21 protein-coding genes and 1 rRNA gene are annotated in these 25,855 nt (G+C 41.2%); 9 read left to right on the forward strand and 13 right to left on the reverse strand.

The annotated features are described in order from the left end of the window. Positions 1–57: 57 nt before the first annotated feature. The 4 genes from FTV37_RS06750 to FTV37_RS06765 all read left to right on the forward strand — a co-directional run bounded on the left by FTV37_RS06750 (position 58) and on the right by FTV37_RS06765 (position 6,144). The gene (locus tag FTV37_RS06750) at positions 58–681 is read left to right on the forward strand and encodes a TetR/AcrR family transcriptional regulator (RefSeq protein ID WP_180063346.1); all 624 of its coding nucleotides are present in this window, start codon (positions 58–60) and stop codon (positions 679–681) included. A 152-nt stretch (positions 682–833) separates the two neighbouring features. Next, the gene (gene ppc, locus FTV37_RS06755; RefSeq protein ID WP_180063347.1) at positions 834–3,518 is read left to right on the forward strand and encodes a phosphoenolpyruvate carboxylase; all 2,685 of its coding nucleotides are present in this window, start codon (positions 834–836) and stop codon (positions 3,516–3,518) included. A 297-nt stretch (positions 3,519–3,815) separates the two neighbouring features. Continuing rightward, the gene (locus tag FTV37_RS06760) at positions 3,816–5,120 is read left to right on the forward strand and encodes a solute carrier family 23 protein (RefSeq protein ID WP_180063348.1); all 1,305 of its coding nucleotides are present in this window, start codon (positions 3,816–3,818) and stop codon (positions 5,118–5,120) included. A 115-nt stretch (positions 5,121–5,235) separates the two neighbouring features. Beyond that, positions 5,236–6,144 (forward strand): LysR substrate-binding domain-containing protein, encoded by a 909-nt coding sequence (locus FTV37_RS06765; protein ID WP_180063349.1) that lies wholly within the window; start codon positions 5,236–5,238, stop codon positions 6,142–6,144. Between the two features lie 3 nt (positions 6,145–6,147). On the opposite strand, the gene FTV37_RS06770 is transcribed toward FTV37_RS06765, so the two are convergent. Both FTV37_RS06770 and FTV37_RS06775 read right to left on the reverse strand, forming a co-directional pair. Then, positions 6,148–6,885 carry a sulfite exporter TauE/SafE family protein gene (locus FTV37_RS06770; RefSeq protein WP_078194111.1) on the reverse strand — a complete coding sequence of 246 codons (738 nt, stop codon included), beginning with the start codon at positions 6,883–6,885 and terminating at the stop codon, positions 6,148–6,150. A gap of 379 nt (positions 6,886–7,264) precedes the next feature. Next, positions 7,265–8,176 (reverse strand): LysR family transcriptional regulator, encoded by a 912-nt coding sequence (locus tag FTV37_RS06775; protein WP_078194112.1) that lies wholly within the window; start codon positions 8,174–8,176, stop codon positions 7,265–7,267. Positions 8,177–8,274: 98 nt separating this feature from the next. On the opposite strand from FTV37_RS06775, the gene FTV37_RS06780 reads away from it, so the two are divergent. The 3 genes from FTV37_RS06780 (at position 8,275) to nadS (ending at position 9,625) form a co-directional block, all read left to right on the forward strand. Beyond that, positions 8,275–8,883, forward strand: coding sequence for an FMN-dependent NADH-azoreductase (locus tag FTV37_RS06780; protein WP_078194113.1), 609 nt, complete (start codon positions 8,275–8,277; stop codon positions 8,881–8,883). Between the two features lie 156 nt (positions 8,884–9,039). Then, the gene (locus tag FTV37_RS06785) at positions 9,040–9,360 is read left to right on the forward strand and encodes a type II toxin-antitoxin system RelE/ParE family toxin (RefSeq protein ID WP_002126330.1); all 321 of its coding nucleotides are present in this window, start codon (positions 9,040–9,042) and stop codon (positions 9,358–9,360) included. Beyond that, entirely contained in the window at positions 9,353–9,625 is a 273-nt protein-coding gene (nadS, locus tag FTV37_RS06790; protein WP_004676016.1) for a NadS family protein, read from the forward strand. Before FTV37_RS06785 ends, nadS begins: the two co-directional genes overlap by 8 nt. Positions 9,626–9,819: 194 nt before the next feature. Here nadS and FTV37_RS06795 read toward each other — a convergent pair whose 3' ends face one another. The 5 genes from FTV37_RS06795 to ilvD (FTV37_RS06815) all read right to left on the reverse strand — a co-directional run bounded on the left by FTV37_RS06795 (position 9,820) and on the right by ilvD (FTV37_RS06815) (position 16,568). After that, complete coding sequence (locus FTV37_RS06795; RefSeq protein WP_180063350.1) at positions 9,820–10,200, reverse strand: hypothetical protein; 381 nt, start codon at positions 10,198–10,200, stop codon at positions 9,820–9,822. 485 nt (positions 10,201–10,685) lie between these two features. After that, the gene (locus tag FTV37_RS06800) at positions 10,686–10,973 is read right to left on the reverse strand and encodes a chorismate mutase (RefSeq protein ID WP_078191648.1); all 288 of its coding nucleotides are present in this window, start codon (positions 10,971–10,973) and stop codon (positions 10,686–10,688) included. Beyond that, complete coding sequence (locus tag FTV37_RS06805; protein ID WP_180063351.1) at positions 10,954–12,276, reverse strand: hypothetical protein; 1,323 nt, start codon at positions 12,274–12,276, stop codon at positions 10,954–10,956. The genes FTV37_RS06800 and FTV37_RS06805 overlap by 20 nt, the downstream gene beginning before the upstream one ends. Before the next feature lie 151 nt (positions 12,277–12,427). Then, positions 12,428–14,113: a dihydroxy-acid dehydratase gene (gene ilvD, locus FTV37_RS06810; RefSeq protein WP_180063352.1), complete on the reverse strand. Its 1,686-nt coding sequence runs from the start codon at positions 14,111–14,113 to the stop codon at positions 12,428–12,430. A 625-nt stretch (positions 14,114–14,738) separates the two neighbouring features. Continuing rightward, on the reverse strand, positions 14,739–16,568 hold the full coding sequence (gene ilvD, locus FTV37_RS06815) for a dihydroxy-acid dehydratase (protein WP_111885144.1): 1,830 nt from the start codon (positions 16,566–16,568) through the stop codon (positions 14,739–14,741). A 437-nt stretch (positions 16,569–17,005) separates the two neighbouring features. On the opposite strand from ilvD (FTV37_RS06815), the gene fmt reads away from it, so the two are divergent. Together fmt and rsmB are read left to right on the forward strand one after the other, a co-directional pair. Next, entirely contained in the window at positions 17,006–17,965 is a 960-nt protein-coding gene (gene fmt, locus FTV37_RS06820; protein WP_180063353.1) for a methionyl-tRNA formyltransferase, read from the forward strand. Further along, positions 17,965–19,272: a 16S rRNA (cytosine(967)-C(5))-methyltransferase RsmB gene (rsmB, locus tag FTV37_RS06825; protein ID WP_180063354.1), complete on the forward strand. Its 1,308-nt coding sequence runs from the start codon at positions 17,965–17,967 to the stop codon at positions 19,270–19,272. The genes fmt and rsmB overlap by 1 nt, the downstream gene beginning before the upstream one ends. Before the next feature lie 82 nt (positions 19,273–19,354). On the opposite strand, the gene FTV37_RS06830 is transcribed toward rsmB, so the two are convergent. The 6 genes from FTV37_RS06830 to rrf all read right to left on the reverse strand — a co-directional run. After that, on the reverse strand, positions 19,355–19,465 hold the full coding sequence (locus FTV37_RS06830) for a methionine/alanine import family NSS transporter small subunit (protein WP_180005359.1): 111 nt from the start codon (positions 19,463–19,465) through the stop codon (positions 19,355–19,357). A 1-nt stretch (position 19,466) separates the two neighbouring features. Then, the gene (locus FTV37_RS06835) at positions 19,467–20,951 is read right to left on the reverse strand and encodes a sodium-dependent transporter (protein WP_180063355.1); all 1,485 of its coding nucleotides are present in this window, start codon (positions 20,949–20,951) and stop codon (positions 19,467–19,469) included. 368 nt (positions 20,952–21,319) lie between these two features. Beyond that, positions 21,320–21,850 (reverse strand): DUF1287 domain-containing protein, encoded by a 531-nt coding sequence (locus FTV37_RS06840; RefSeq protein WP_373683561.1) that lies wholly within the window; start codon positions 21,848–21,850, stop codon positions 21,320–21,322. A gap of 117 nt (positions 21,851–21,967) precedes the next feature. Then, positions 21,968–23,413, reverse strand: a complete 1,446-nt coding sequence (locus FTV37_RS06845) for an aldehyde dehydrogenase family protein (protein ID WP_180063356.1) — start codon at positions 23,411–23,413, stop codon at positions 21,968–21,970. Positions 23,414–23,774: 361 nt separating this feature from the next. Further along, positions 23,775–25,148 carry an MFS transporter gene (locus tag FTV37_RS06850; RefSeq protein ID WP_180041594.1) on the reverse strand — a complete coding sequence of 458 codons (1,374 nt, stop codon included), beginning with the start codon at positions 25,146–25,148 and terminating at the stop codon, positions 23,775–23,777. A gap of 603 nt (positions 25,149–25,751) precedes the next feature. After that, positions 25,752–25,855 (reverse strand): 5S ribosomal RNA (gene rrf, locus FTV37_RS06855); the annotation flags it as partial.

Genomic DNA, 25,855 nt, shown 5'->3' on the forward strand with positions numbered 1-25,855 from the left:
TAGATTAATTATCCTAAATCAATGACCTTTTCGCCTTTTTTGGAATTTTTTCAGCAAATGAATGTCGGCCGCCCGAAAGACTTAGAAAAACGACAACGGATTTTAGAGTCTGCAAAACAATTATTTTTAGAAATGGGCTATCACGGTTGCAGCATGAATCAGATTGCGCAACATGCAGGGGTCACCAAACTGACGGTCTATAACCATTTTCAGGACAAAGCCACCTTATTTACCAGTGCGATTGAAGATACCTGTGAATATATTTTGAATACTCGCCCGCGACACCTGCACAGCGAAAGTCATTTTATGCAGGCTTTCGTTGAAATTTGTGAGTTGGGGCTGAACATCATGAATTTGCCAGAAGCCATTAAACTGGATTTATTACTTTTGGAGTTGGCTGCCGAACACAGTCCGTTGGTCGACCAGTTTTTCCGTGCCTCACATTTGAAAATGCGCCAAGTCTGGGAAAAATTTTTTCAAGACGCAGCAGCTTTAAATTTCATTCAGCAGGATAACCCTGCCCGACAAACTGAACTGATTGTGTCGCTACTGATGGGACTACGCCATCAAGAAGTCTTATTGGGCATGCGCCCAGTACCTGAAGCAGCAGAGCGACAGGCCATTATTCACTCTGCCATCGACATCTTTATGCTGAAATATCAACTCGGCACACAGAGCTAAGCATTTTCTGAAATATTTCAACGCTAAACTGAAACAAATGGCATGGCTATTGCTCATTTACCTAGAAAAGTCATCCGACTTTTGTCTGTACCCCCTTTTGCCACAGCACTTTCGGGGTATAGTCGAGACAGGAATACGCGGAGAAATAACAAATGATTCAACAAATTGATGCTCCATTACGTGAAGACGTGCGCTTACTGGGCAATTTATTAGGTGAAACCCTAAAGCAGCATGCAGGACAAGATTTGTTTAATCAGGTAGAGCAAATTCGTGCTTTATCTAAAGGCGCACGCGATGGACAAGTTGAAGCTGAAAAACAGTTAGAACAATTATTTTTAAATTTAAAAGATGAAGAAATTTTGCCACTGACCCGTGCATTTACGCACTTTCTCAACTTTGCCAATATTGCCGAACAATACAATGTGGTGCGCAGCCGTCGCCAAAGTGAGTTTGATGAGCAAGCACCATCACCGAATCCACTTGATCATTTATTTGAAAAATTTAAAAGCAATAACATCAGTGCGGAACAACTGTTCCAACAAATTTGTGAATTAAAAATTGAATTGGTACTGACTGCACATCCAACTGAAGTTAGCCGCCGTACCTTGATCCAAAAATATGATGGGATTAATGATTGCCTGTTTAAAATGGATCAACAAAAACTTACGCCACGCGAACGCAAAGCCGTACTGGATGATTTAAAACAACTGATTTGCTCGGCATGGCAAACGGATGAAATTCGTCAACATCGCCCGACGCCTGTCGACGAAGCAAAATGGGGCTTCACGACCATTGAACAGACCTTGTGGAATGCTGTACCCAAATTCATGCGTGAATTGGATGGCATGGTTCAAGATCATTGTGGCAAGACCTTGCCTTTAAATGTTGCCCCTGTGCGCTTTGCATCATGGATGGGCGGTGACCGTGATGGCAACCCAAACGTCACCCATAATATTACTCAAGAAGTGCTGTGGCTTTCACGTTGGAAAGCTGCCGACTTGTATTTACGCGATATCGAAGACCTGCGCTGGGAACTTTCGATTCAAGAATGCAGTAAAGAACTTAGTGATGCCTTAGGCCATTTCCACCCTGAACCCTATCGTGAATATCTACGTGATGCGCGTGAACGCCTCAAAGCCACTCGTCACTGGTTGGCACTGAAACTCCGTGGTGAAGATGCTGACGATAGCCAAGTCATTAAAAGTCGCCATGAGCTGCTCGATCCACTATTGGTTTGCTACCGTTCACTGATTGACAGCGGTTTACCTGAAATTGCCAATGGTCAGTTACTCGACTTTATTCATCGAGTGAATTGTTTCGGTATCGAATTACTCAAACTCGATATTCGTCAGGAGTCGACTCGTCATCGCCAAGCGATTTCTGCCATTACGGAATATTTAGGTTTAGGCAATTTTGAAACATGGACGGAGCAAGCCCGTCAAAACTTCTTGATTCAGGAACTCCAAAGCAAACGTCCACTGCTACCAAAGTTTTTAAATGAGCCGAAACAAAGCCTGATTGAACATCCGGATGTACAAGAAGTCTTTGAGACCATGCGCACTTTGGCAGAACAGCCACCTGAAAGTTTAGGGGCTTATATTATTTCCATGGCCGAACATCCGAGCGATGTCTTGGCCGTATTGTTACTGCAAAAAGAAGCCGGCATCAAACAAGCGCTACGCGTCGTTCCACTGTTTGAAACCTTAAAAGATTTGGATGGTGCCGCCCGTACTATGAATACCCTATTCAATATGCATTGGTATAAGCAGCATATTCAGGGTAAACATGAGGTGATGATTGGCTATTCAGACTCTGCCAAAGATGCGGGCTTTATGTCGGCAAACTGGGCACAGTATCGTGCGCAGGAAGAATTAACCGCGGTTGCGAAAAAACATGATGTACAACTGACATTATTCCATGGCCGTGGCGGTTCAATCAGCCGTGGTGGAGCGCCGACACAGCAAGCGCTGTTTTCACAGCCACCGGGTTCAATTTCAGGAGCGATTCGTGTCACAGAACAAGGGGAAATGATTCGCTTCAAGTTTGGATTAGAAGGCATTGCCTTACAAAACTTGGAAATTTACACCGCAGCGACCTTAGAAGCCACCTTATTACCACCGCCTGAACCGAAACAGGAATGGCGTCAGCTCATGCACAGCATGACGGATCTGTCGGTACAGGTATATCGTCAAACCGTGCGTGAAAATCCGCATTTTGTAAAATACCTACGGACTGTAACGCCAGAACTGGAACTACAAATGTTACCGCTCGGCTCACGCCCAGCCAAACGTAAAGTTAGCGGTGGGATTGAGTCTTTACGTGCGATTCCTTGGGTGTTCGCATGGACGCAAATCCGTTTGATGTTACCTGCTTGGCTCGGTACAGGTGCTGCGATTAATCAAGTGATTGATCAAGGTCAAAAGCAGACACTCGAAGAAATGTTAGAGCAATGGCCTTATTTCCAAACCCTGATTGATATGTTGGAAATGGTCTTGTCCAAAGCCGATGGTCATGTGGCGCTGTATTATGAGTCTCATCTGACGGATGACGCAGACCTCAAACAATTGGGCGAAGAGTTACGTCAGCGTTTACGTGATGCGGTACAAACGCTATTAGCACTCAAAGGTGAATCGAAATTACTCAGCAGTAACGATGTGCTCGACCAATCCATGAAGGTGCGTAAACCTTATTTATTGCCACTACATTTACTGCAAGCCGAGCTAATGAAACGCCGCCGCGCTTACCTTGCCGAGCGTCAGGCTGAAAATACCCCAGTCGACCATGCGTTGATGGTCAGCATCGCGGGTATTGCGGCAGGTTTGCGTAACACTGGCTAAATCTTCCAAGTTTTCAAAAAGCACACAGAACTGTGTGCTTTTTTTTTGACCAGTCATATTGGTTTTAATTTATTTTGGAATATATAAAATAAGAAAAATTTATGAAGAATTGGCTCCAAGCCTATTTGATTAATTGCATGATTTAATGCCTTTTTTATACCCTTAAAACTTTTACCATTTGGTAAATTTATATGTAAAGTCATGTAATTAGTTTGAACAAAATATTTTTAAAAGAGATTAAATCTTCTAAAAAACAAGAGTATGATGTGCACAATTTATCTATTGAGTGCTCATTTTATGTCCAATTGGTTTCCCAAATGGCGCCCGTACGAAGGCAATATTGATGCACGTCCTGTAGGTACAAATGAGTACCTACCTCCTGTGCAAAGTGTTGTATTGGGGATACAACATGCCTTTGCAATGTTTGGTGCAACGGTCCTTGCGCCATTTTTGATGGGCTTTGATGCCAACCTTGCGATTTTAATGTCGGGGATCTGTACCATCCTGTTCTTCTTTATGACAGGTGGTCGTGTACCAAGTTATTTAGGCTCTAGTTTTGCCTTTATTGGTGTGGTCATTGCCGCAACAGGTTATGCAGCGTCAGGTACTGGCGCAGCAAATGCCAATATCGCATTGGCTGCTGGCGGGATTATGGCCTGCGGTATTTTATATGCCATTTTTGGTTTTATCGTGATGGCAACGGGTACCCGTTGGATTGAAAAACTCATGCCGCCTGTCGTTACAGGTGCAGTGGTGATGATCATTGGTCTCAACCTTGCCCCAGTGACCATTAAAGGGGTTGCCGGTAATAACTTTAATATGTGGATGGCTTTAGTAACCGTAGTATGTATGGGTTCAATTGCTGTGTTCACCAAAGGTTTATTACAACGTCTATTACTCTTAGTTGGCCTTCTACTCGCTTACTTGGTGTATTACATCATTTCCAATGTCATGGGTCATGGCACACCAATCAACTTCGTTCCAGTACAAGATGCAGCTTGGTTTGGTGTTCCTCAATTCCATTCGCCTGTTTTTGATTTCAATGCCATGCTGATCATTGCACCGATTGCGTTGATTTTGGTTGCTGAAAACCTTGGCCACATCAAAGCTGTAGGTGCGATGACAGGTGAAAACCTCGATCCGCACATTGGTAAAGCCTTCGTTGCAGATGGTGTTGCAACCACACTTTCAGGCGGTGTCGGCGGTCCGGGTATGACCACTTATGGCGAAAATATTGGTGTGATGGCAGTAACGCGTGTTTACTCGACCATTGTGTTTGTATTTGCAGGTGTATTCGCCATCTTCCTTGGTCTTTCTCCAAAGTTTGGTGCGATTATTCATACCATTCCGCAAGCCATTTTGACAGGTGCATCGATTGTTGTATTTGGTCTAATTACCATTGCAGGTGCGAAAATTTGGATTGAAAACAAAGTCGATTTCTCAAAAAATAAAAACCTGATGGTGGCAGCAGTCACGATTATTTTAGGTACAGGTGACTTTGCACTTCAATTCGGTAACTTCAACTTAGGCGGTATTGGTACTGCTACATTTGCAGCGCTGATTTTGAACTGGTTCTTTAGTTTGGGCGATAAATCAGAATAAGCCTCCAAAGCATTTAAAAAAGAATACAACATTCATTTGAAAAGCGGCCGAAAGGTCGCTTTTTTTTATAGCTGCTCTTTCGGTAAGATAAGGCATTAGCCAAGGAATACACCATATGCGACTGGATTTGTTCGACCTCCAATTGGTGCTGCACATTGTAGACGGCGGTAGTCTGACCAAAGGCGCTGCTCGTTCTGCCATCTCGCTACAAGCAGCCAGTGAACGGATTAAAAAACTCGAACAGCATTACCGCACCGCCCTGTTCATTCGCCAAGCCAAAGGGGTCAAACTGACTCTTGCCGGTCAAACCTTGGTTGATCATGCACAGCAAATCTTGCGCCAAGGACAACAGCTCGAACAAGCCATGCTGCCTTTTGCCGAAGGTCTAAGCTCGAGCATGACCTTATGGTGTAATTCATCTGCACAAAGTGAATATTTGCCGGTCTTGCTGCCACGTTATTTGCTAGAAAATCCCAACACACAAATTGAGCTGCATGAAGCCGAGTCTAAAGACATCATTGCAGCGATAGAGCAAGGTAATGCACAACTGGGCTTAATTTCAGGTTTCTTTAAATCCGAAAAGTTACAAACACTTGAGTTTGCAAATGATCCTTTGGTACTGATTTGTCCTATAACTCATGAATTGGCCTCGAAATCTAGCCTAAAACCCGCAGAGATTTTGAATTATCCCTTTGTCGGTTTGATGCAATATCATTCCTTGCAACAATCGATCGAGGCACAAGCCAAATTATTCGGCTGTGAAATTCAGTATCGGCTGCGTTTGCCGAACTTTGCCGCGATCGCCCAAGTGGTGGCGAATGGTGTGGGCATTGCCATCATGCCAAAACGTGCGGCCGGACGATTAATCAGTTTGTATGCCTTTGCCCAAGTTGAGCTCAGCGGTGAATGGGCCAATCGAAAACTGCTCCTAACCGCACGTAATTTTGATGATTTACCCTTAAATTATCAGCATTTTAGTCAGTTTCTACTGTCAGAAAAATCTACTTTAGATGGCCAAGTCTAGGCTTTAAATCACGCCAAACTGGTGCAGCATCATATAGCCACCGAGGGCAATCAACCCGATAAAAAACACCTTACGGAATTTTTGTTCTGGAATGCGGTAACGGATTTTTTTCCCTGCCCACATGCCAATGAGCGCTGGAATCAGTGCTATGGCTGACATGGCATAATCAATCGGGAGATCTTCCACTGGATTTTGCTGTAAGAACACTGCCAAACAAATAGTCGACGTGGTAAAGGCCAAACCGAGTGACTGTACGAGATCATCGCGTTTCAGTTGCAAACCTTGCAAATATGGCACCACAGGGATCACCACCACACCGGTCGCAACAGTCAGCGCTCCACCGAGATAACCGATCATTGGAGATAGCCATTTTTCATGTGGTGCAAAGTTCGGCAAGCTTTTGGCACAAAGCCCATACAGTCCGTATAGTGCCAACATGCCCCCCAGTAATGCTTCACTTTTAAATTCACCATGTCCTAAAGTTGGAAAAATACTCCAAATTGAACCGACGATAATCCCAAGTAACAAGGGCCAAAAGCGTTGAATTAGTCGCAACACCTGCCCTTCGGCAAATAGTTGCCAAAAGTTGGTCACCATAGATGGAATGATCAATAACGTAGCTGCCTGAAATGGACTGATCACCATGGTGAGTAAGCCCATCGATACCGCAGGCAGGCCTAACCCAATCGTGCCTTTAATTAGACCTGCGATTGCAAAAACTGTGATGACGAACCAAATCATGGCGAAACTCGCTGAAGAATTGGTTCTATGCTATGCAATTCAGGCGCTTTGAAAAATCAGTGTTTTTGGAATAGAGCCTCAATAAAAAGTTGAGGCTAGGTTATAGCGTCTAAAGCAGATAGCGTAGATGGGCTAAACAAACTCTTTTGATTTCGAATAAGTTATAAGCGTATTGGTGGAATAGTGATATAAAAACCGTTCCAATATGCTGTTTACTAGAACGGTTTTTAATAAAATATTGATACTTATAGGAAAATTTCAAGAATTTCGTATAACGTGTATTATGTTAATTTTAGGAAAGCTTAATAAATCCGTGTTTAAAAATTAAACTAGAAAGATTTTGTATTACTATCAATTTAGAATTCCTCTCTTATAAATCTTATTTAATGACGCTATCTTTTTGTATTGATGAAGCTATTTTATCAATGGTAGTACGAACACGTATTGGTAAGAAATTTGATCTTTTCCATACAATTTGAATAGGATAGTTAGTACTTGAATAGTTAGTAAGTAGGTGTATTAATTGACCACTTTGTATATATTCTTGAATCAACCAGGAAGGTAACCAACCAATTCCTCCATGCATTAGTACATAATCTAATATGCTTTTTATGTCATCCATTTGAACTTTATTTTTTGGCAAATATTTCATAGTTTTATGATGAGAACTTTGAAATATCCACTTTTCAAGCTGCCCATTTTTCAAATATCCAATAGTCTGATGGTTATCTAAATCTTTGATGCTCTCAGGAACCTGGTATCTTTTTAAATATTCAGGTGTGGCACAGAGCCACATTGCATGCTCAGAAATCTTTTTAACCATTAATTGACTATTATCTTCTAAATTACCAATTCTTATCACTAGGTCATAATTATCTTCAATTAAATCAATATAACGATCATTAAAAGAAAGAACCATATTCAAATTTTGATGTTCATCTGCTAAGTCTCTTAATATCGGAACTATGAACTTTTGTCCAAATAATACAGGCATAGAGATACGTATCATTCCCTGAATATTTTGATTATTACTTTCAAATAATGTCTCAGCTATTAATAATTCTTGTACAGCCCGCTGGCTATGTTCATAGAAAATACTACCTTCTTCTGTGAGAGCTAAATGACGTGTATCCCTGTTAAAAAGTACTACTCCGAGCTGTACCTCAAGCTTTGAAATCATCTTACTGACAGCGGAACGAGTCAGATGTAATTTTTCTGATGCTTTAGTAAAACTTCCTTGTTCAACAACACTAATAAATGCCATCAAACTTTTCAGATCATTAACACGCATATTAGTTCCAATTGGGAATCAATGAGTTGATTTATTATCACTTTTGTATCCAATTTATCAATGATAATCTAATTAAAATTCATATTAGGAACCTTACTATGAACAGAATTTTAGTTATCAAATCTAGTTTTATGCAGGAAAAATCTCTAAGTAATCAGCTCATTAATAAATATTTATATAGACGTAAGCAAAGTGGTTATGTTGACCAAATAATTGAACATGATCTAGGAGCTATGAACTTACCAGTATTAAACTTAGAGATATTTAATGCCTTACGTGGAGAGGCGAATGAAAAACCTGAGGTAAAAGCAGCAGTAGCTCTCTCTGATCAATTTATTCAAGAGCTGAAAGATTGTGATCTATTATTGATTGCAGCACCAATGTATAACTTAAATGTACCAACCCAATTAAAAAACTGGTTCGACTTAATTGCACGAGCACGAGTAACTTTTCAATATACAGAAACCGCACCCGTAGGATTAATTAAAGGTGTTAAATCAATTATCTTTAGTTCACGTGGTGGTTTTCATCAAGATCTTCCAACAGATGCTGTTACAGCATATTTAATAGCAGTATTAGGATTAATTGGTATTGATAAGGTAGATTTTATATATGCTGAAGGCACTGATATTAAACCATTAGGGAAATCTAAAGCACTTGAATTAGCTTCACAGCAAATTGCTTTACAAACGAACGTAGGATTGTAAGTGTATTCTTCCTTATGGCAATGAAATTATAATTTTCTATTGTTCTAAGGTTCCTATTTAACATAATGGCGGTTATACGAAACGAGAGCAGCAGCTCTCGTTTTTTGATGTGGAAACTGCTAGAATACTTGTACGCCATTGACGTACACAGAATCTATGTTATTCATTGAAACCAGTATCTTTACCAAGCAAATCAAAGACCTTGTATCTGATGAGGAATATCGTCAACTTCAACAAGATCTATTGGTTCAGCCAGATAAAGGTGACTTAATCAAGAATGGCGGTGGCATTCGAAAAGTACGTTGTGCTCAAGGTAATAAAGGCAAAAGTGGCGGTATCAGAGTAATTTACTATTGGGTAAATGAGGATGATCAAATCTTTTTCTTGGTGGCTTATCCAAAATCTGTAAAAGATAATCTAACGGATAAAGAAACCGCCATTCTGCGCCAACTCGTGAAGGAGCAATTTCATGGATAACAACTTATTTGATGACTTAGTTGCTTCGATTAAAGAAGCAGGAGCAATCAAGCGCAAAGAGATCCAAGCTAGTCGAACGACCGAACTTGAATTACCAGATATTAAGGAAGTGCGAGAAAAAACTGGTTTAAGTCAAAGCGAATTTGCAGCACGTCTCCACATTAGCCATCGTACTCTGCAAAACTGGGAACAAGGCCGACGCTATCCAACAGGACCAGCAGCAACATTGATTCGAATTTTAGATGCACATCCTAGTCTTATTTAAAAAAATGCATTAAAAATGGGAGCTTAGCTCCCATTTTTTGAATTCGTATAACGTGTATTATGTTAATTTAGGGTAAGTTAACATTCAAATTAATAGACCCCTTGCGAAAGTATGGCTTTTATCTAATTTTTTATTAGCTAAATCATTATAAAATATAATTGAATAATATTTAAATTTTAACCAATTTAAGAGGTCTATTCTAAATCATAAATAAAACTCCGTTCAAAAAATAGAATTTTAACCTTTACATAGGAAACCCTATAACAAGCTTTTTCATTACTAATTTCTTTTTGAAAATTATAATATTTTTTTTTAAATGGAAAACCTTTAACAACAACATCGCTCAGCAAATATTTATTACCATCAATATTTACCTCAAACTTATCAATACCATGTTTAGTTTGATATTTTTTCTCCAAAAACAAACATCCCACATTTACTTTATTTTTTATTTTATATTTTCTTGCTTTTTCCATAAGAAAATACTCCTTGGCAAAATAACCAAAATACACAACAGGAATTAGAGTTAAACAAGCAAAAATATAAAAACGAGGATAACCTTTATTAGATTCCATAAAACACCATTAAAGCTTTTTCATAAGCCATTTTTACTCAGTTCCAAATTATAGATTCCTGCAATTAAATTGAATCTTAATCCCAGTCTTTTACCACGGTTGCGATATCGTTAAGCAAGAATTTTGAAGGTTTTCAAAATCCCAAATACATGCTCAATTCCAATTCTTCTTTTATTGATTTCTTAGTTATAAAGTTTTAGCTCAGGCTCTAGTCTACAGTGCTTTTTTGCTTTTAATGGCAATAGACTATTTGGATACACGGTATAGATCACTTGGTAGCCCTTATAAGGAGAAAACACCCTGCAGGAATCTGATTTAAATGGCGTTTGAATAGTTCAAAATCATGTACGGCACCACGACTCGTGCATAAACTCAGAATTTATTGAGTTTTATAATGGAGGCTGAGATTACGATGTATAGAGATAAACACCTAATCGAATCTATTTAACATAAAATCTCTTATACGAAATTCAAATCGGTCCCAACTATGGACGAATCTCTTTCAACTCACGTTGAATAAAATGCTGAATCATATCGCGGTATAAACGTTCCACAATATCTGCATTTACACCGTGCTCTGTGGCTTGTAGACGAATTTTACTTATCACCGCTTCGACACGTTCTGGTGATTGAACATCCTGTACTGAACGCTTAAAACGCACCGCTTGATCGACATAAAACTGACGTGCTGCAATGAGCTCAATAATCCCCTGATCAATCACATCAATCTGTGCGCGGGCTTGCTCTAATGACTCAACTTTTTCTTTCTTCATCTTCTCTGGCTTCACTTTCAGCGGTGTTTTCACTTTTATACTTCTCTTCTAACACATTACTGAAAATACTTTCAATCATCCATACGCGGTATAAGCTATTAAATACATAGCTTTGACCTGCAATACGTAATTCCAAGACGGGAAAATCCGGCTGTGACTTCATCTCACAGTGCATATCATTTTCTTTTAATTTTTCAGCAATATCGTCAGTAGTCAGTTCAGAAATCTCTAACTCATACTGTAAAGCCTGAAAATGTGCTTTAAAGGATAAATCACGCCCTTTGGTCCATACGGCTTCCAATATGCGATACATCACCTCAATACGCTGCTCTTCGGGCGCACTGTAGTAAAGCTGTGACATAGCTAATGTCGCAGCTTCTGTAGGCCGGCAAAATGGCGTGAACTTAACTTCGGTCCGTTTAGACAGACGTGTTGCCAAACTCCAGTCAAACAAATCACGACCGTGATACGACAATGGATACACATTCAACTGAATATTGTAATAGTCCGCCAATTCTTCACGAATATAGGCTAGCAATAACCATGAAATCGGATCTTCCATCGCGATATAGAGATCAAGCTCAGGATCGAGTCCCTGAATTTCATTCAACTCTTCTGCATCACTGATCAGGTGCTCACGCCATTCAATATGATTGATCATAAAGATCGGGTTATCTGTCAGGAGTTTTTGTTGTTTTAAACGGCGCGTTAAACGTAGTAAATCATCTACGGCATGGTACTTACGTTCACCAAACTCAAAATACCCCGTCAAAATTGCTAAGTCAGAAAAGATCCGTTCTGGAAAATCTTGCGCTTTATGATGACGGCTGGCCATCGCGTACAGTGTTCTCAGCTTGCCATACTGCTTTTGCCACAGCATGTGGAACACATCTTCAAGTAAATAAAGAAAATCTTGGCCGCGTAATGGGGTATTTTTTAGAATAATTTCGGCTTGTTCTAAAGCTTCAGCGGTCGGTTGTTCAGGTGTTTCATGAAAGCTAAAACGATGCTGCCGCGCTAAAATTTGAGCATCATTCAGACAATATTGTTGCCATTCTATCGATGACATTTGATTTGGAGGTTCAGCACTCTGACGACAAATAATCACTTTCAGTGGTTTGATTTCATCACTGAGAATTTCTTCTAATTGAGGCAGTTGCTGCGCAGCCAAATAGCTATAAACATCATCCAGTCGAAGATAAACACTCAGACCTTGTTCCGTGGGTAACACCGCTTGTCGGGTCGGTTTCTGATAAAACCAACTCGATCGGATTGGATCGAACCAACGGCGTAACAGTGACATGCGTTTTTTGCCTCAAAATGATGAATTGTGCCGAACCTTCCAGCACATACTTAAAATTCAACTTCTATTATGAAGCTGTTTTAAATGAGATATAAGCCTTGTGCAAAACTTATATCAAGTCAGGGCTGAATGTTCAATGTTTAACAATGGATTAGACGTCTAGATTTAGGTCAGTCACCGCACCTTTTTCCGCACCAGAGGTCAACTTGGCAAATTTAGCCAAAGCGCCATGGGTATAATTCGGTTTCGGTTTGACCCAGGCCGCACGACGTGCAGCAAGTTCATCCTCAGCCACATGCCAAGTCATTTCACGGGTTTCAGCGTTAATTGATATTTTATCGCCGTTTTTAACCAAGCCAATTGGGCCTCCTTCATAGGCTTCTGGTGTCACATGCCCAATCACAAAACCATGGCTGCCGCCCGAGAAACGCCCATCAGTCAACAGTGCGACGGATTTGCCTAGACCTTTACCAATAATCGCTGAAGTCGGTTTTAACATTTCCGGCATACCCGGCCCGCCTTTCGGCCCAACACCGCGAATCACCACCACTTCACCTTCTTGTACTTCGCCATCTAAAATACCGCGCATGGCACCCTGCTCACCCTCAAATACCCGCGCAGGCCCTTCAAAATATAGTCCTTCTTTACCGGTAATTTTAGCCACGGCACCTGTCGGTGACAGATTGCCTTTTAGCACCACTAAGTGCGAATCCTTTTTGATCGGCGCATCAAATGGCAGAATAATTTGCTGACCTTCAGGATAATCCTCTACCTCGGCTAAGTTTTCCGCCAAAGTTTTACCCGTAACGGTCAGGCAAGAGCCATCGAGCATGCCTGCATCCAGCATGCGCTTCATCAGCGGTTGAATGCCGCCAATGGCAATCAGTTCCGACATTAAATATTTACCCGATGGGCGCACATCGGCCACCACAGGAATATCTTTACCAATGCGCACAAAATCATCCAAAGAGAGTTCCACACCTGCGGTATGCGCCATAGCAATCAAATGCAGTACGCCATTGGTCGAACCGCCTAAGGCAATCAGCACTTTAATCGAGTTTTCAAAAGCGGCTTTGGTCATAATGTCGCGCGGCTTAATATCGAGACGCAGCAGGTTCATCACGGCTTCACCTGCACGCTGACAATCGGCAATTTTATCTGCTGAAACTGCTTCCTGCGCCGATGAACCTGGCAAGCTCATGCCTAAGGCTTCAATCGCTGAAGCCATCGAATTGGCCGTATACATACCGCCGCACGAACCCGGCCCCGGCAGCGCGACTTCTTCAATCTGCTTCACTTGAATTTCATTAATCTCGCCTTTGGCATGCTGACCGACTGCCTCAAACACCGAGATCATGTCGGTATGACCTGCTCCGGGTTTAATGGTGCCGCCATAAATAAATAGGCCCGGACGATTTAAACGTGCCAAGCCCATAATGCAGCCCGGCATGTTCTTGTCGCAGCCGCCTATAGCAATCACCCCATCATAGGCCTGACAGCCCACCACAGCTTCTATAGAGTCGGCAATGATTTCCCGCGACAGCAGAGAATATTTCATGCCTTCTGTACCGTTGGAAATGCCGTCAGAAATAGTAATGGTATTGAAAATAATACCTTTTCCACCTGCAGCATTGACCCCGTTTTCAGCTTCACGCGCCAATCCATCAATATGCATATTACACGGCGTGACATTGGCCCAAGTCGAGGCAATACCTATAAATGGGCGCTTAAAGTCGGCATCTTGGAAGCCTGTTGCACGCATCATGGAACGTGCAGGCGCATTTTCGATACCTTCATAAACAGGAGCGGAATGTTCGCGAATATTATTTTTACTCATTGTTCTTCCTTGGCGATGGCTGATTTTGGCTTCAGCCTTGGCGGATTCTTTTAAATTTATTGTATAGAAAGCGCTCAGCATGTAAAAGAAATTAGATCTCAAAAAAAGTTTTTAGTGTATTCAACACTTTTCAATCACATGGCAAAGCTATATAAGGCGTATGAGAAGATTTGAATAAAGGGAGGATTTTCACTTGAATCCTCTCCCTAGCCCTCTCCTTTAAAAAGTAAGGGAATGCCTACAAAAAGCCATATATTTTACAGCTACTATCCAAGGCTGTGATCTTTGGTTCTATTTTCAATCAGATCAAGAGTTTTAAAATAAATAATAATTGCTCATTATTTCATTAAAAAGCTGGTTATAACGGAGTCTTATCTCTATCAAAGCAAATTTTCGGAGCTCGTATGTTACTTTTGTTTTGGCAAAAGTAACCAAAACCATTTGTCATCCGCAAAACTCGGCAACTGATTGCAACTAAAAAAATGATCGCAGAAACATTCACTTTTAAATTACCGTTTGCCTCAAACAGTTGCGGATGACGTTTCCTCGTATCCATTGCAAGTTATGTAGATGCAAATTTAAAAAGCACCCCATTTGGAGTGCTTTTTATTTAAAAATCTAAAGCTTAGATTTCACGTACTGCGCCTTTCGCTGCACTTGTGGTATGCATTGCATACGCTTTCAATGCTTTCGAAATTTTACGCGGACGCTCTTCAACTGGATGCCAGCCTTTTGCTTCTTGCGCTGCACGGCGAGCGGCCATGGTTGCTTCATCAACAGCTAAGTTGATGGTACGGTTTGGAATATCAATTTCGATTAAATCGCCATCTTCCACCAAACCAATTGCACCACCTTCTGCTGCTTCAGGTGAAACGTGACCAATAGACAGGCCTGACGAACCGCCAGAGAAACGACCGTCAGTCAATAACGCACATTCTTTGCCTAGACCTTTCGATTTCAGGTAGCTGGTTGGGTACAACATTTCTTGCATACCCGGACCACCACGTGGGCCTTCATAGCGAATCACAACCACATCACCGGCTTTGATTTCATTACCCAAGATCGCCTCTACTGCTGAATCTTGGCTTTCAAACACACGTGCAGTACCGTTGAATTTCAAGATTGAATCATCTACACCCGCAGTTTTTACGATACAACCATCGAGCGCAATGTTGCCGTAAAGCACAGCTAAGCCACCATCTTTCGAGAACGCATGTTCAGCATTACGGATCACGCCATTTTCACGGTCACCATCTAGTCGTTGGTAATATCGATCTTGTGAGAATGCAGTTTGCGTTGGTACACCGCCCGGCGCTGAACGGAAGAATTGGTAAACGTCTTCATTTTCAGTACGGATAATGTCCCATTTATCTAAAGCATCTTTTAAGCTTGCTTCGTGAACAGTACCCACAGATGTGTCCAATAAGCCTGCACGGTCTAATTCACCGAGAATGGACATGATACCGCCAGCACGGTGTACATCTTCCATATGTACGTCGTTTTTCGCAGGTGCAACTTTACAGAGTACAGGCACTTTGCGAGACAAACGGTCAATGTCGTCCATCGTGAAATCAACGCCAGCTTCATTGGCTGCAGCCAACAAGTGTAAAACGGTATTGGTTGAACCACCCATCGCGATGTCTAAAGTCATGGCATTTTCATACGATGCTTTGGTTACCATTTCACGTGGCAATACGCTGTAATCATCTTGTTCATAATGACGTTTAGCCAATTCAACAATTAAAGAGCCTGCGCGTTCGAATAATTTTTTACGGTTTGCATGTGTTGCCAGTGTAGAACCGTTACCCGGTAAAGACAGACCCAATGCTTCTGTTAAGCAGTTCATTGAGTTTGCTGTGAACATACCTGAGCATGAACCACAAGTTGGGCATGCAGAGCGTTCGTATTCAGCAACTTCTTCATCAGTATAGTTGTCATCTGCAGCCACAATCATGGCATCAATCAAGTCGATCGCTTTGTCATTGCCGCGGATTTTGACTTTACCCGCTTCCATTGGGCCGCCAGAAACAAATACCACTGGAATGTTCAAGCGCATTGCCGCCATCAACATCCCTGGGGTGATTTTGTCACAGTTTGAAATACAGACCATTGCGTCAGCACAGTGCGCGCTCACCATGTATTCTACTGAGTCTGCAATCAAGTCACGTGAAGGCAATGAATACAGCATGCCGTCATGGCCCATCGCAATACCGTCATCGACTGCGATGGTGTTAAATTCTTTAGCAACACCGCCTGCTTGCTCAATTTGACGCGCCACAAGTTGACCAAGGTCTTTAAGATGAACGTGACCCGGTACAAATTGGGTAAATGAGTTCACGACAGCAATAATTGGTTTACCGAAGTCTTCATCTTTCATACCAGTTGCACGCCATAAGCCGCGCGCACCCGCCATATTTCTTCCGTGTGTCGATGTTTTTGAACGATAGTCAGGCATTTTATATTTCCAACAAAGTTTGAGCTTGAAATGAACCCTGCAGATTCACTCTGGCTAAATCATACTGACAATGATGTAAAATCAGTCGAATTTTAAACCTATCATACACCAAGCCATTGTTTTTAAAGATGGCTTTTTAAGCTGAGATTTGGGCAGATGGGTCTATAAATAAAACCGAGTGATTTGACGACAAAAATCTTTTAACTGAAATCTACTATACCGCCATCAAAGGCTGCACAATACAAAACTTTCATGAATAATTTTTAAATTTTATATAAATATAATTTATTTAAAAATTGCAAAAGTTCTATTTTGGGTTATGAAATCATTGAGCTTGGACAGCTTCAAAGTTGCAAAAATCAATTTCTAATGTTCTAAATTACGCTTTAATCCTTTGCTATAATCCACATATTCAACACAGATTCGGTTCATTCATTTTGAAAATCATCTTTGCCGGTACACCAGAATTTGCCGCAACAGCATTAGCTGCATTGCTCAAAACACAACATGAAATTGTTGCGGTATACACTCAACCTGACCGCAAAGCAGGTCGTGGACAAAAATTAACAGCATCCGCTGTTAAAGTCTTAGCACTTGAACATGATATTCCCGTTTACCAACCCCTTCATTTCAAATCATCGACTGAAGAAGGTTTAGCCGCACAGGCGGAATTAAAAGCCTTAAATGCCGATGTTATGGTGGTTGCAGCCTATGGTTTGATCTTGCCGCAAGTGGTGCTAGACACCCCGAAATATGGCTGCCTGAATATTCATGGTTCATTGCTGCCACGTTGGCGTGGTGCAGCACCGATTCAACGTGCCATCGCTACAGGTGATACAGAAACGGGCGTCACCATTATGAAAATGGCAGCTGGACTTGATACTGGCGACATGATGTATAAAACCATCTGCCCGATTGAAGCAACGGATACCTCTGCAACTTTGCATGACAAACTTGCAGAGCAAGGTGCAACTGCTATTGCTGCCGTTTTAGATACTGAACAAACATTGCAGCAATATCTGGACAGCCGTGAAGTCCAAGACGAAGCGTTAACGGTTTATGCACATAAGCTTTCAAAAGCAGAAGCAAAAATTGATTGGTCCATCGATGCCGTACAAATCGATCGCAACATCCGTGCCTTTAATCCGTGGCCGGTAGCATTTATTCAGTTAGATGAACAAAACAATTTACGCGTTTGGCATTCTGAACTTTCTGCTGCATCTGCACCGAATGCTCAAGCAGGTGAAATCATCGCCATCGATAAAAAAGGCATACACGTTGCCTGTGCCAATGACAGCGTGATTATATTGACCTCTTTACAATGGCCGGGTGCTAAACCACTCAACCCTGTACAAATTTTACAAACCCAAAAATTGACTATTGGACAAATTTTATAATGAAGCAATCTCCCAACGCCTCGACCCGAGACCTTAATTTACGTGCTCAGGTAGTGAAGACGTTATTGGCTGTCCAAAATGGTCAATCGCTGCAATCGGTACTCGCGCAGCAAATGAATATTGTATCGGACAAAGACCGTGCTTTATTCCATGAATTGGTGCTCGGTTGTTTACGTCAATGGTATGCATTGAAACAACTGACTTTACCGCTACTGTCTAAACCGGTAGATAACCAAGTGGTTGAAACCTGTTTATACCTTGGTTTGTACCAATTATTGTGTACCCGTGTCGCGGCTCATGCTGCAATTTCCGAAACGGTAGACGCTGCAAAACAATTGGGTATGGGCAGTCTAAGTGGCTTAATCAACGCGATTTTGCGCCGCGCAACACGTGAAACAGAACAGTTCTACGATGTACTTGAACAAGCGACCAATTTACCAAGTTGGTTAACCAAACGTCTGAAAAAAGACTGGGGTGAACAATTTGATGAACTCAGTTATGAGCTTAAACAAATTGCGCCACTGACTTTGCGTGTCAATACACGTCAGGTCAGCCGTGACGAATACCTCGATATTTTGGAAGATGAAGGTATCGATGCGCATCGCTGTGAACTGTCTGATGTCGGCATTGTGATGGACGAAAGCCTACACATTCCAAGCCTGCCGGGCTTTGAAGCAGGTGGTTTTTCGGTACAAGATGAACATGCTCAGCTTTGCGCAACACTATTGCCAAATCTTGACGGTAAATTTGTGATTGATGCTTGTGCTGCGCCGGGTGGTAAAACAGCACACATTTTAGAGACCTTCCAACCAAAGAAACTCATCGCACTCGACCAAGATGAGAAACGTCTGAAACGTGTGGTTGAAAACCTTGATCGTTTGGATCTCGATGGTAAACATGTCGAAATCCAAACTGCCGATGCCGTCACCTATACTGCTCCTGAACTTGCTGATTGCATCGTGCTCGATGCGCCATGTACCGCTGTGGGTGTAATGCGTCGTCATCCTGACATTCGTTTACTACGTCAATCGGGCGACATTGCGAAAACGGTAGTGTTACAAAAGCAAATTTTGGAAAACATGTGGAAGCAGCTTAAAGTCGGCGGCACCTTGCTTTACATCACTTGCTCGATTTTAAAAGCTGAAAATGAACAGCAAATAGTTGAGTTTTTTGCTAATCATGCAGATGCTCAAGAAGTCAAAATTGAGGCAGACTGGGGTATGGAACAGATCCATGGCCGTCAACTTTTCCCAAAAGTCGGTTATGGTGATGGTTTCTATTATTGCCGTATAGTAAAAACGGCCTAAATCAATAAACACCTTTTTAGATGTAAACAATCATAAAAAATGCCCGATGATTTCATCGGGCATTTTTTTCGTCATTCTAAATTTAATCTTCAGCTTCGTCAGGATTTTTCACCAAATGAATCGTCGCTAAAAGTAAACCACCCCATAGCAAAACAATTGATAAAATCATCATGATCATTGCAGATGTATTCATATTAATTCTCCTCTGGACCTTTGTCTTTACACAAGCTTAATAGAACAGAACCCAATACAAAGAAGGCCAATACCGAACCACCCACCAACCAAAGTGTCGTTGCAGGATAACCGCCATAACCTTCAGTTGCGATAGCCTTAATCGTCAATACAAGTGCAACCAATAATGAAATTGGGGTGATCACGGTCAATAAGAAATTCCAACCTTGACCCAACTTGATACTTGAGTATTGATTTGCATGCTCTTGTAATTGTTTCATCAATGGACGATGGAACCACGACACCAAAATAATAGAGAGTAAACCACCACCCACGATCCCAATGTTATTGGCAAAGTAGTCAATGATATCAACAAAAGTAATGGCACTTTGTGTAGAGAATAAAAGTGTAGATACGATTGCTGAACCGCCACCAATAATGCTCACAGCTTTATTTTTTGACCAACCCAATTTGTCTTGAAACGCTGCAATTGGCACTTGCAAGATACTCACCATAGAGGTAATCCCTGCAACCACCAACGAAGCAAAGAACAAGAAGCCAAACAAATCACCGCCTGCCCCCATACTCGAAATGATTTTCGGGAAGGCAATAAAGGCTAAACCAATACCACCAGATACTACTTCTTTTACAGGTACACCTGAACTTTGTGCCATGAAACCAAGTGCTGCAAAGACGCCAATACCCGCTAAGATTTCAAATGATGAGTTGGCTAATGCAACGACTACACCTGAACCGGTTAAGTTGGTTTTTGCTTTTAAGTAAGACGCATAGGTCAACATGATCCCGAAACCAATCGATAACGAGAAGAAGATATGACCAAAGGCTGCTAACCATACTTTATAGTCGGTCATCGCTTCCCAGTTTGGCGTAAAGAATGCATTTAAGCCTTCTGCCGCACCCGGTAGACGCAATGCTTGAATGACTAAAATGCTAAATAACACGATCAATAACGGCATAAAAATTTTATTGGCAAGTTCTACACCACGACGTACACCGCCATAGAGAATGAACATCACCACAGCCCAAACAATGACTAAACCAACAAATAAAGTCGGAACAAAACCAAATGTTAAGCCATCACCATTTTGTAGATAGGTTTTAAAGAAAAAGCTTTCCGTATCTGAGCCCCATTGTTGTCCAATGGCGTAATACATGTAACTACCGGCCCATGACAACACGCTGGCATAGTAGATCCCGATGATCAGGGTCACCATCACTTGCCACCAACCCAATGATTCAGCATTCATTAACTTTTTATAGGCTGTAGGTGGTGCTTTACGGAACTTATGTCCAACAACATAGTCCAAAAAGAGTAAGGGTAAACCTGCTGCAAAAATTGCAATCAAATACGGTACTAAAAATGCACCACCACCATTTTCATAAGCAACATAAGGGAAACGCCAAATATTCCCCAAACCCACGGCTGATCCAATCGCCGCTAAAATAAAGCCTGATCGCGCAGACCAGCTTTCACGATTATCTGACATAGAACACCTAAACCTCAGGCATCTTTAACTGCTGCTTGTTATGATTATATCGCGAGCAAAAAAAGAACCATAAAAATAAAAATTCTGGGTGTTTGATCTGGTGAGATACCTTATGAGCGTCTATACCAAATTGCAAACAGAAAAATCACATGCGCATTTTGGTTAAAAACACCACAAATAACTTTCCCTTTGTATGAATTAACAATACTCACTTTTTTTAAGTTTTTCTGTAATTTCTACGGCAAATATTCCATTTTTATAATATGTTTAAGTTTAAATGTTCATTTAATCAGCTTATTTTTCATACAATTTAAGTTATCAATAATATAACTTTTAGGAATGTTTTATTTCCTATTAAATTTTTAAAGTTATTTCACTCGATAATGTCCGGTAATTTTATAGGCATGCAAAAGATCTTCTTCCTGTGTGCCCTCTCCAATATTATGGATGATGAGCGGAACATCGCTAGCTTTCACTTTACGATCTGAAACCACGCCAATATGCACTAAACCACGCCCTAAGTCCCAAGTGACAATATCTCCTGCCAAATACTGCTTATCTTTGACAACATAGCCCTGACGTTGCATCCAAGTTTGAATATTGGGAACACGTCGATGATCAATATTTTTATCGGTTCCTTTTAAGCCCCATTTTTGTGGATACTGCTTAAAATTGGCTTTCATATCTTCATGAATGGCTTGTTGTAAATCAATCCCTTGCTGTCGTAATGCACGAATTACCACGTCGGTACAAACACCCTTGATTAAAGGGACATCTCCCATCGGATAACGCAGTGCAGTATACGCAGGATCATAATATAAGGTTTTCCCGATCTGGCTGCGTGCATCCGTCACCATTTGAGTGGCATTAAAAGCAAAGACAGCCATATTCACAGTCATTAAACTGACCAATAATAAAATTCGTTTCATTTTTTCTTATTCACTTTAGATTTTTGAAATGATTCAAAAACTGGGCTTCGAACAGAATCATGCTGAACCAAGCCCATGTTTAAATGGCTACAATTTTATCGCCAATACGCGTTCTTCTTGCATATCTCGAATGGCAGACTGAATCCCTTCACGGCCTAAGCCAGAATCTTTTACGCCACCATATGGCATGTTATCGACACGGAAAGATGGAATGTCATTAATAATCACTCCACCGACCTCTAAGTGATTCCACGCATACAGCATTTTATTCAAATTTTGCGTATAGACGCCCGCCTGTAAGCCAAAACGGCTGCTATTAATTTTGGCGATGCCTTTTTCAAAATTTTTGTATTTCTCTAAAATCGCTACAGGACCAAAGATTTCATCTTTATACACTTCCAGTGATTCATCGACACTTTCCAATAAAATTGGATCGAGCAAAGCACCCTGATGTTCACCACGAACCAAAGCTTTAGCTCCTTTTTTGACTGCTTTATCGACCCATTTATGCACGCGTGTTGCTTCCGCTTCCTTAATCATGGGACCGACCATGGTGCTTTCCAACTGTGGATCAGCCGCTTTAAGCTGCTTCATTCTGGCCACGAGTTTTTTCTTTACATCGGCATAGATATCAGCATGCACCAAGATGCGTTGAACGCTAATACACACCTGCCCTGCATGGTTATACGCCCCACCGACTAAGCGTTCAATAAATGCCGCTGAAATTTCAGTATCAGGCTCAACCAATACAGCAGCGTTGCCACCGAGTTCCAAAGTCACTTTTTTACGCCCCGCACGCGCTTTCATATCCCAGCCGACAACATCGGAACCGGTAAAGCTGAGCAGTTTAAATCGGTCGTCAGTGACCAAGACATCTGCATGTTCACGTGGACAAGGTAAAACCGAAAAGGCACCTTTAGGTAAATCTGTTTCTGCTAAAACTTCCGCAATTTTTAAAGCTGAAATAGGCGTCAAACTTGCAGGCTTCAACACAAATGGACAGCCTGCGGCAATGGCAGGTGCAATTTTATGCGCAGTCAGATTGATCGGAAAATTAAACGGGCTGATCAACGATACAGGACCAATTGGCACATGTTTGACCATGCCTTGATAGCCAGATGCCGCTGCGGTAACCGCCAATGGGATCATGCGACCATCATCCATCTGTGTAACAGCATCAGCAGCAATTTGAAAGGTATTGATTAAACGTTCAACTTCAGCAGCTGCGGCTTTACGCGGTTTTCCACCTTCCGCAATTAAAATTTCAGTCAATTCTGCACGCATTTCATTAAAACGTTTAACACAGTGCAGTAAGATTTTTTGTTTTTGAAAAGGTTCCAATGCCGCCATTGCAGCGCTAGATTTAACCGCTGAATCAATGGCTTTTTCAATGGTTGCAGCATCTGCGAGTGCAACGCGTGCATATACGTCTTGGGTATATTTATGATTCACTTCTAACCATTGATCGGTAGTCGATGCTTTACCTGCAACATAGAGCGGATAATCTTTTATATCTTGTACGGCTTTGGACATGACGATATTTCCATGATCTTGAGACATTATTGATAAATGTGAATAAATCTATGCCCTCTATCATGCGCTGACTGAGCACAGAGTTCACTATATTTAAGTAACAAAATGAACCACAAACCTCAAACTTGATTACTTATACGCCCTGAACTTCATCCCCTATTTTCAGATCTCTGCTTGCACTGAAAACCGTATGATCGAGTCTCTATATAACGATGAAATTAAATTAGAAAAGCTATTTAAAATATTAAATCTCATTATTTATCAATTTTTTAATAAATCATTCAACCTAAATTCAATGATAAGAATTATGAGTACAACATAAAAAAAGCCCATCAAATGACGGGCTTTTTAAATCTATGTTTTAGCTATACGAACGCTGTGTTTTCACTGAAGTCTTATTCACATTTTCTAAAGCGGCAACCTCTTCATCCGTTTGCGCTTTGCGAATAAAGAACACTGCAATCGCTGCGATGACTACTGGAATTCCCACGGCCATAAAGTTAATTTGATGTGGCAATTCTTGTGATAATAAATAGCCGATCAGAATCGGGCCAACAATCGCACCTGTACGACCGACTGCAGATGCCCATCCAATACCTGTCGAACGTACAGACAACGGATAGTACTGTGCAACATAGCTATACAGCAAGATTTGCGAACCAATTGCCGATGCACCTGCGACTGCAACCAAAAGATAGATCACAGGTTGTGGTGAATTAAAGCCGAGTAACGATAGTGCCACAGCACCTGCGAGACATAATGTAATGATCACCGGTTTTAAGTGGAATTTGTCCGCTAAAATACCGCCGCCAATCGTACCAATTACGGCACCAATATTCATCGCCAATAGGAAGGTCAAACTGCTACCTAATGAATAACCTGCGGCCATCATTAGTTTTGGTAACCAACTGCCTAATGCATAAAGGGTTAATAGGCACATAAAGAAACACAGCCAAAATAACATCGTACTTACGCCACGACCTTGCTTATACAACGCTTTAACAGACGTTCCACCCGGAACCGCAACTTCAGTCAGTTCCAGTTGAGTATTTGCAGTCACCGTTTGCTCAGGTGCAATGGTTTGAATCATACGACGTGCTTCATCGTGACGATTCACCTTCACCAAAAATGTGAGCGATTCAGGTAAAAACTTCCAAGCAAATGGCAGCAGTAACAGTGGAATACCCGCAATGAAGAACATGATTTGCCAGCCATAATCCGCAGTAAACCATGAACCAAATAGAGCCGCCATGATGCCACCCATTGCATAACCACTGAACATAGTTGTCACTAAAGTACTGCGTAGATGCTTAGGTGCATATTCCGAAGTCAATGCCACAAGGTTCGGTAATACCCCACCAATACCAAGTCCAGCAATAAAACGTAAAGCACCAAATTCCGTAGGATTTGAAGCAAAACCACCTAAAAATGTGAATGTACTGAATAAAAATACACAAATCATGATAACTTTTTTACGGCCAATCTTATCAGCCAAAGTACCAAACATCATGGCACCAAACATCATTCCTGCAAGTGCTGTACTCGCTAGCATACCTGCCTGAACAGCTGTTAATCCCCAATCTTTCATCAATAAAGGCAGCGCAACACCATTGATCGCTAAGTCGTAACCATCAAATAAAATAAGAATTAGACACCACATCATGATGCTGAAATGCGATTTTGTGAACTTAGCGTTATCAACAACGCTATTCACATTCATTGTGCTTGTAGACATTGAACCTCACCTCCAATTGTGAGTTTTATTTTTCGCTACAATGCCGTTTTTGACTGTAAATTGTCCAAAATTACAAAGGTATAGACCCATACCTTTCAGATATATCCATGTTGTTTGGGAATAAAATGTCATAAAAACTCGAATATTTTTGAAATATTTATACATAAAAAAGTCGATGGACTGCGGGTCTAGTTTTTATAATGATTAATTATCAATGTGTTATTAGAAGCTAAATCACAATCAGACGATAGATTATTTGATATGAAAATTGTCAGAATAAAACTCAAATTTTATAGAAAAAAATCGCAGCTCTACGATCTAAGTCGTAGATTTCTAAATCATAAGTCATCAAGCATCACTTAAGTCGATAATTAGGCATTTAAACGGTTGTTTTGGCTTACTTACATTCAGGTTTTACGGCATTTAAAGCTGAGAATTCCTTAAATTGATGATTTTTTGAATGCATTGATTGTCTAATAATCACCCATGTTTAGATGATTCAAGCATCAATTTATCTATATTTTTCTCCTTTTCCCTTTTTCCTTTTTTCTCCTTGCATAAAAAAACACCCCCTGAGATATCAGGGGGTGTTTTCGAATAATGAGCTGGCGATGACTTACTCTCACATGGGTAACCCCACACTACCATCAGCGCTAAGAGGTTTCACTTCTGAGTTCGGGAAGGGATCAGGTGGTTCACTCTTGCTA

The sequence above is a fragment of the Acinetobacter sp. YH16042 genome (assembly GCF_013417245.1).
Taxonomy (GTDB): domain Bacteria; phylum Pseudomonadota; class Gammaproteobacteria; order Pseudomonadales; family Moraxellaceae; genus Acinetobacter; species Acinetobacter amyesii.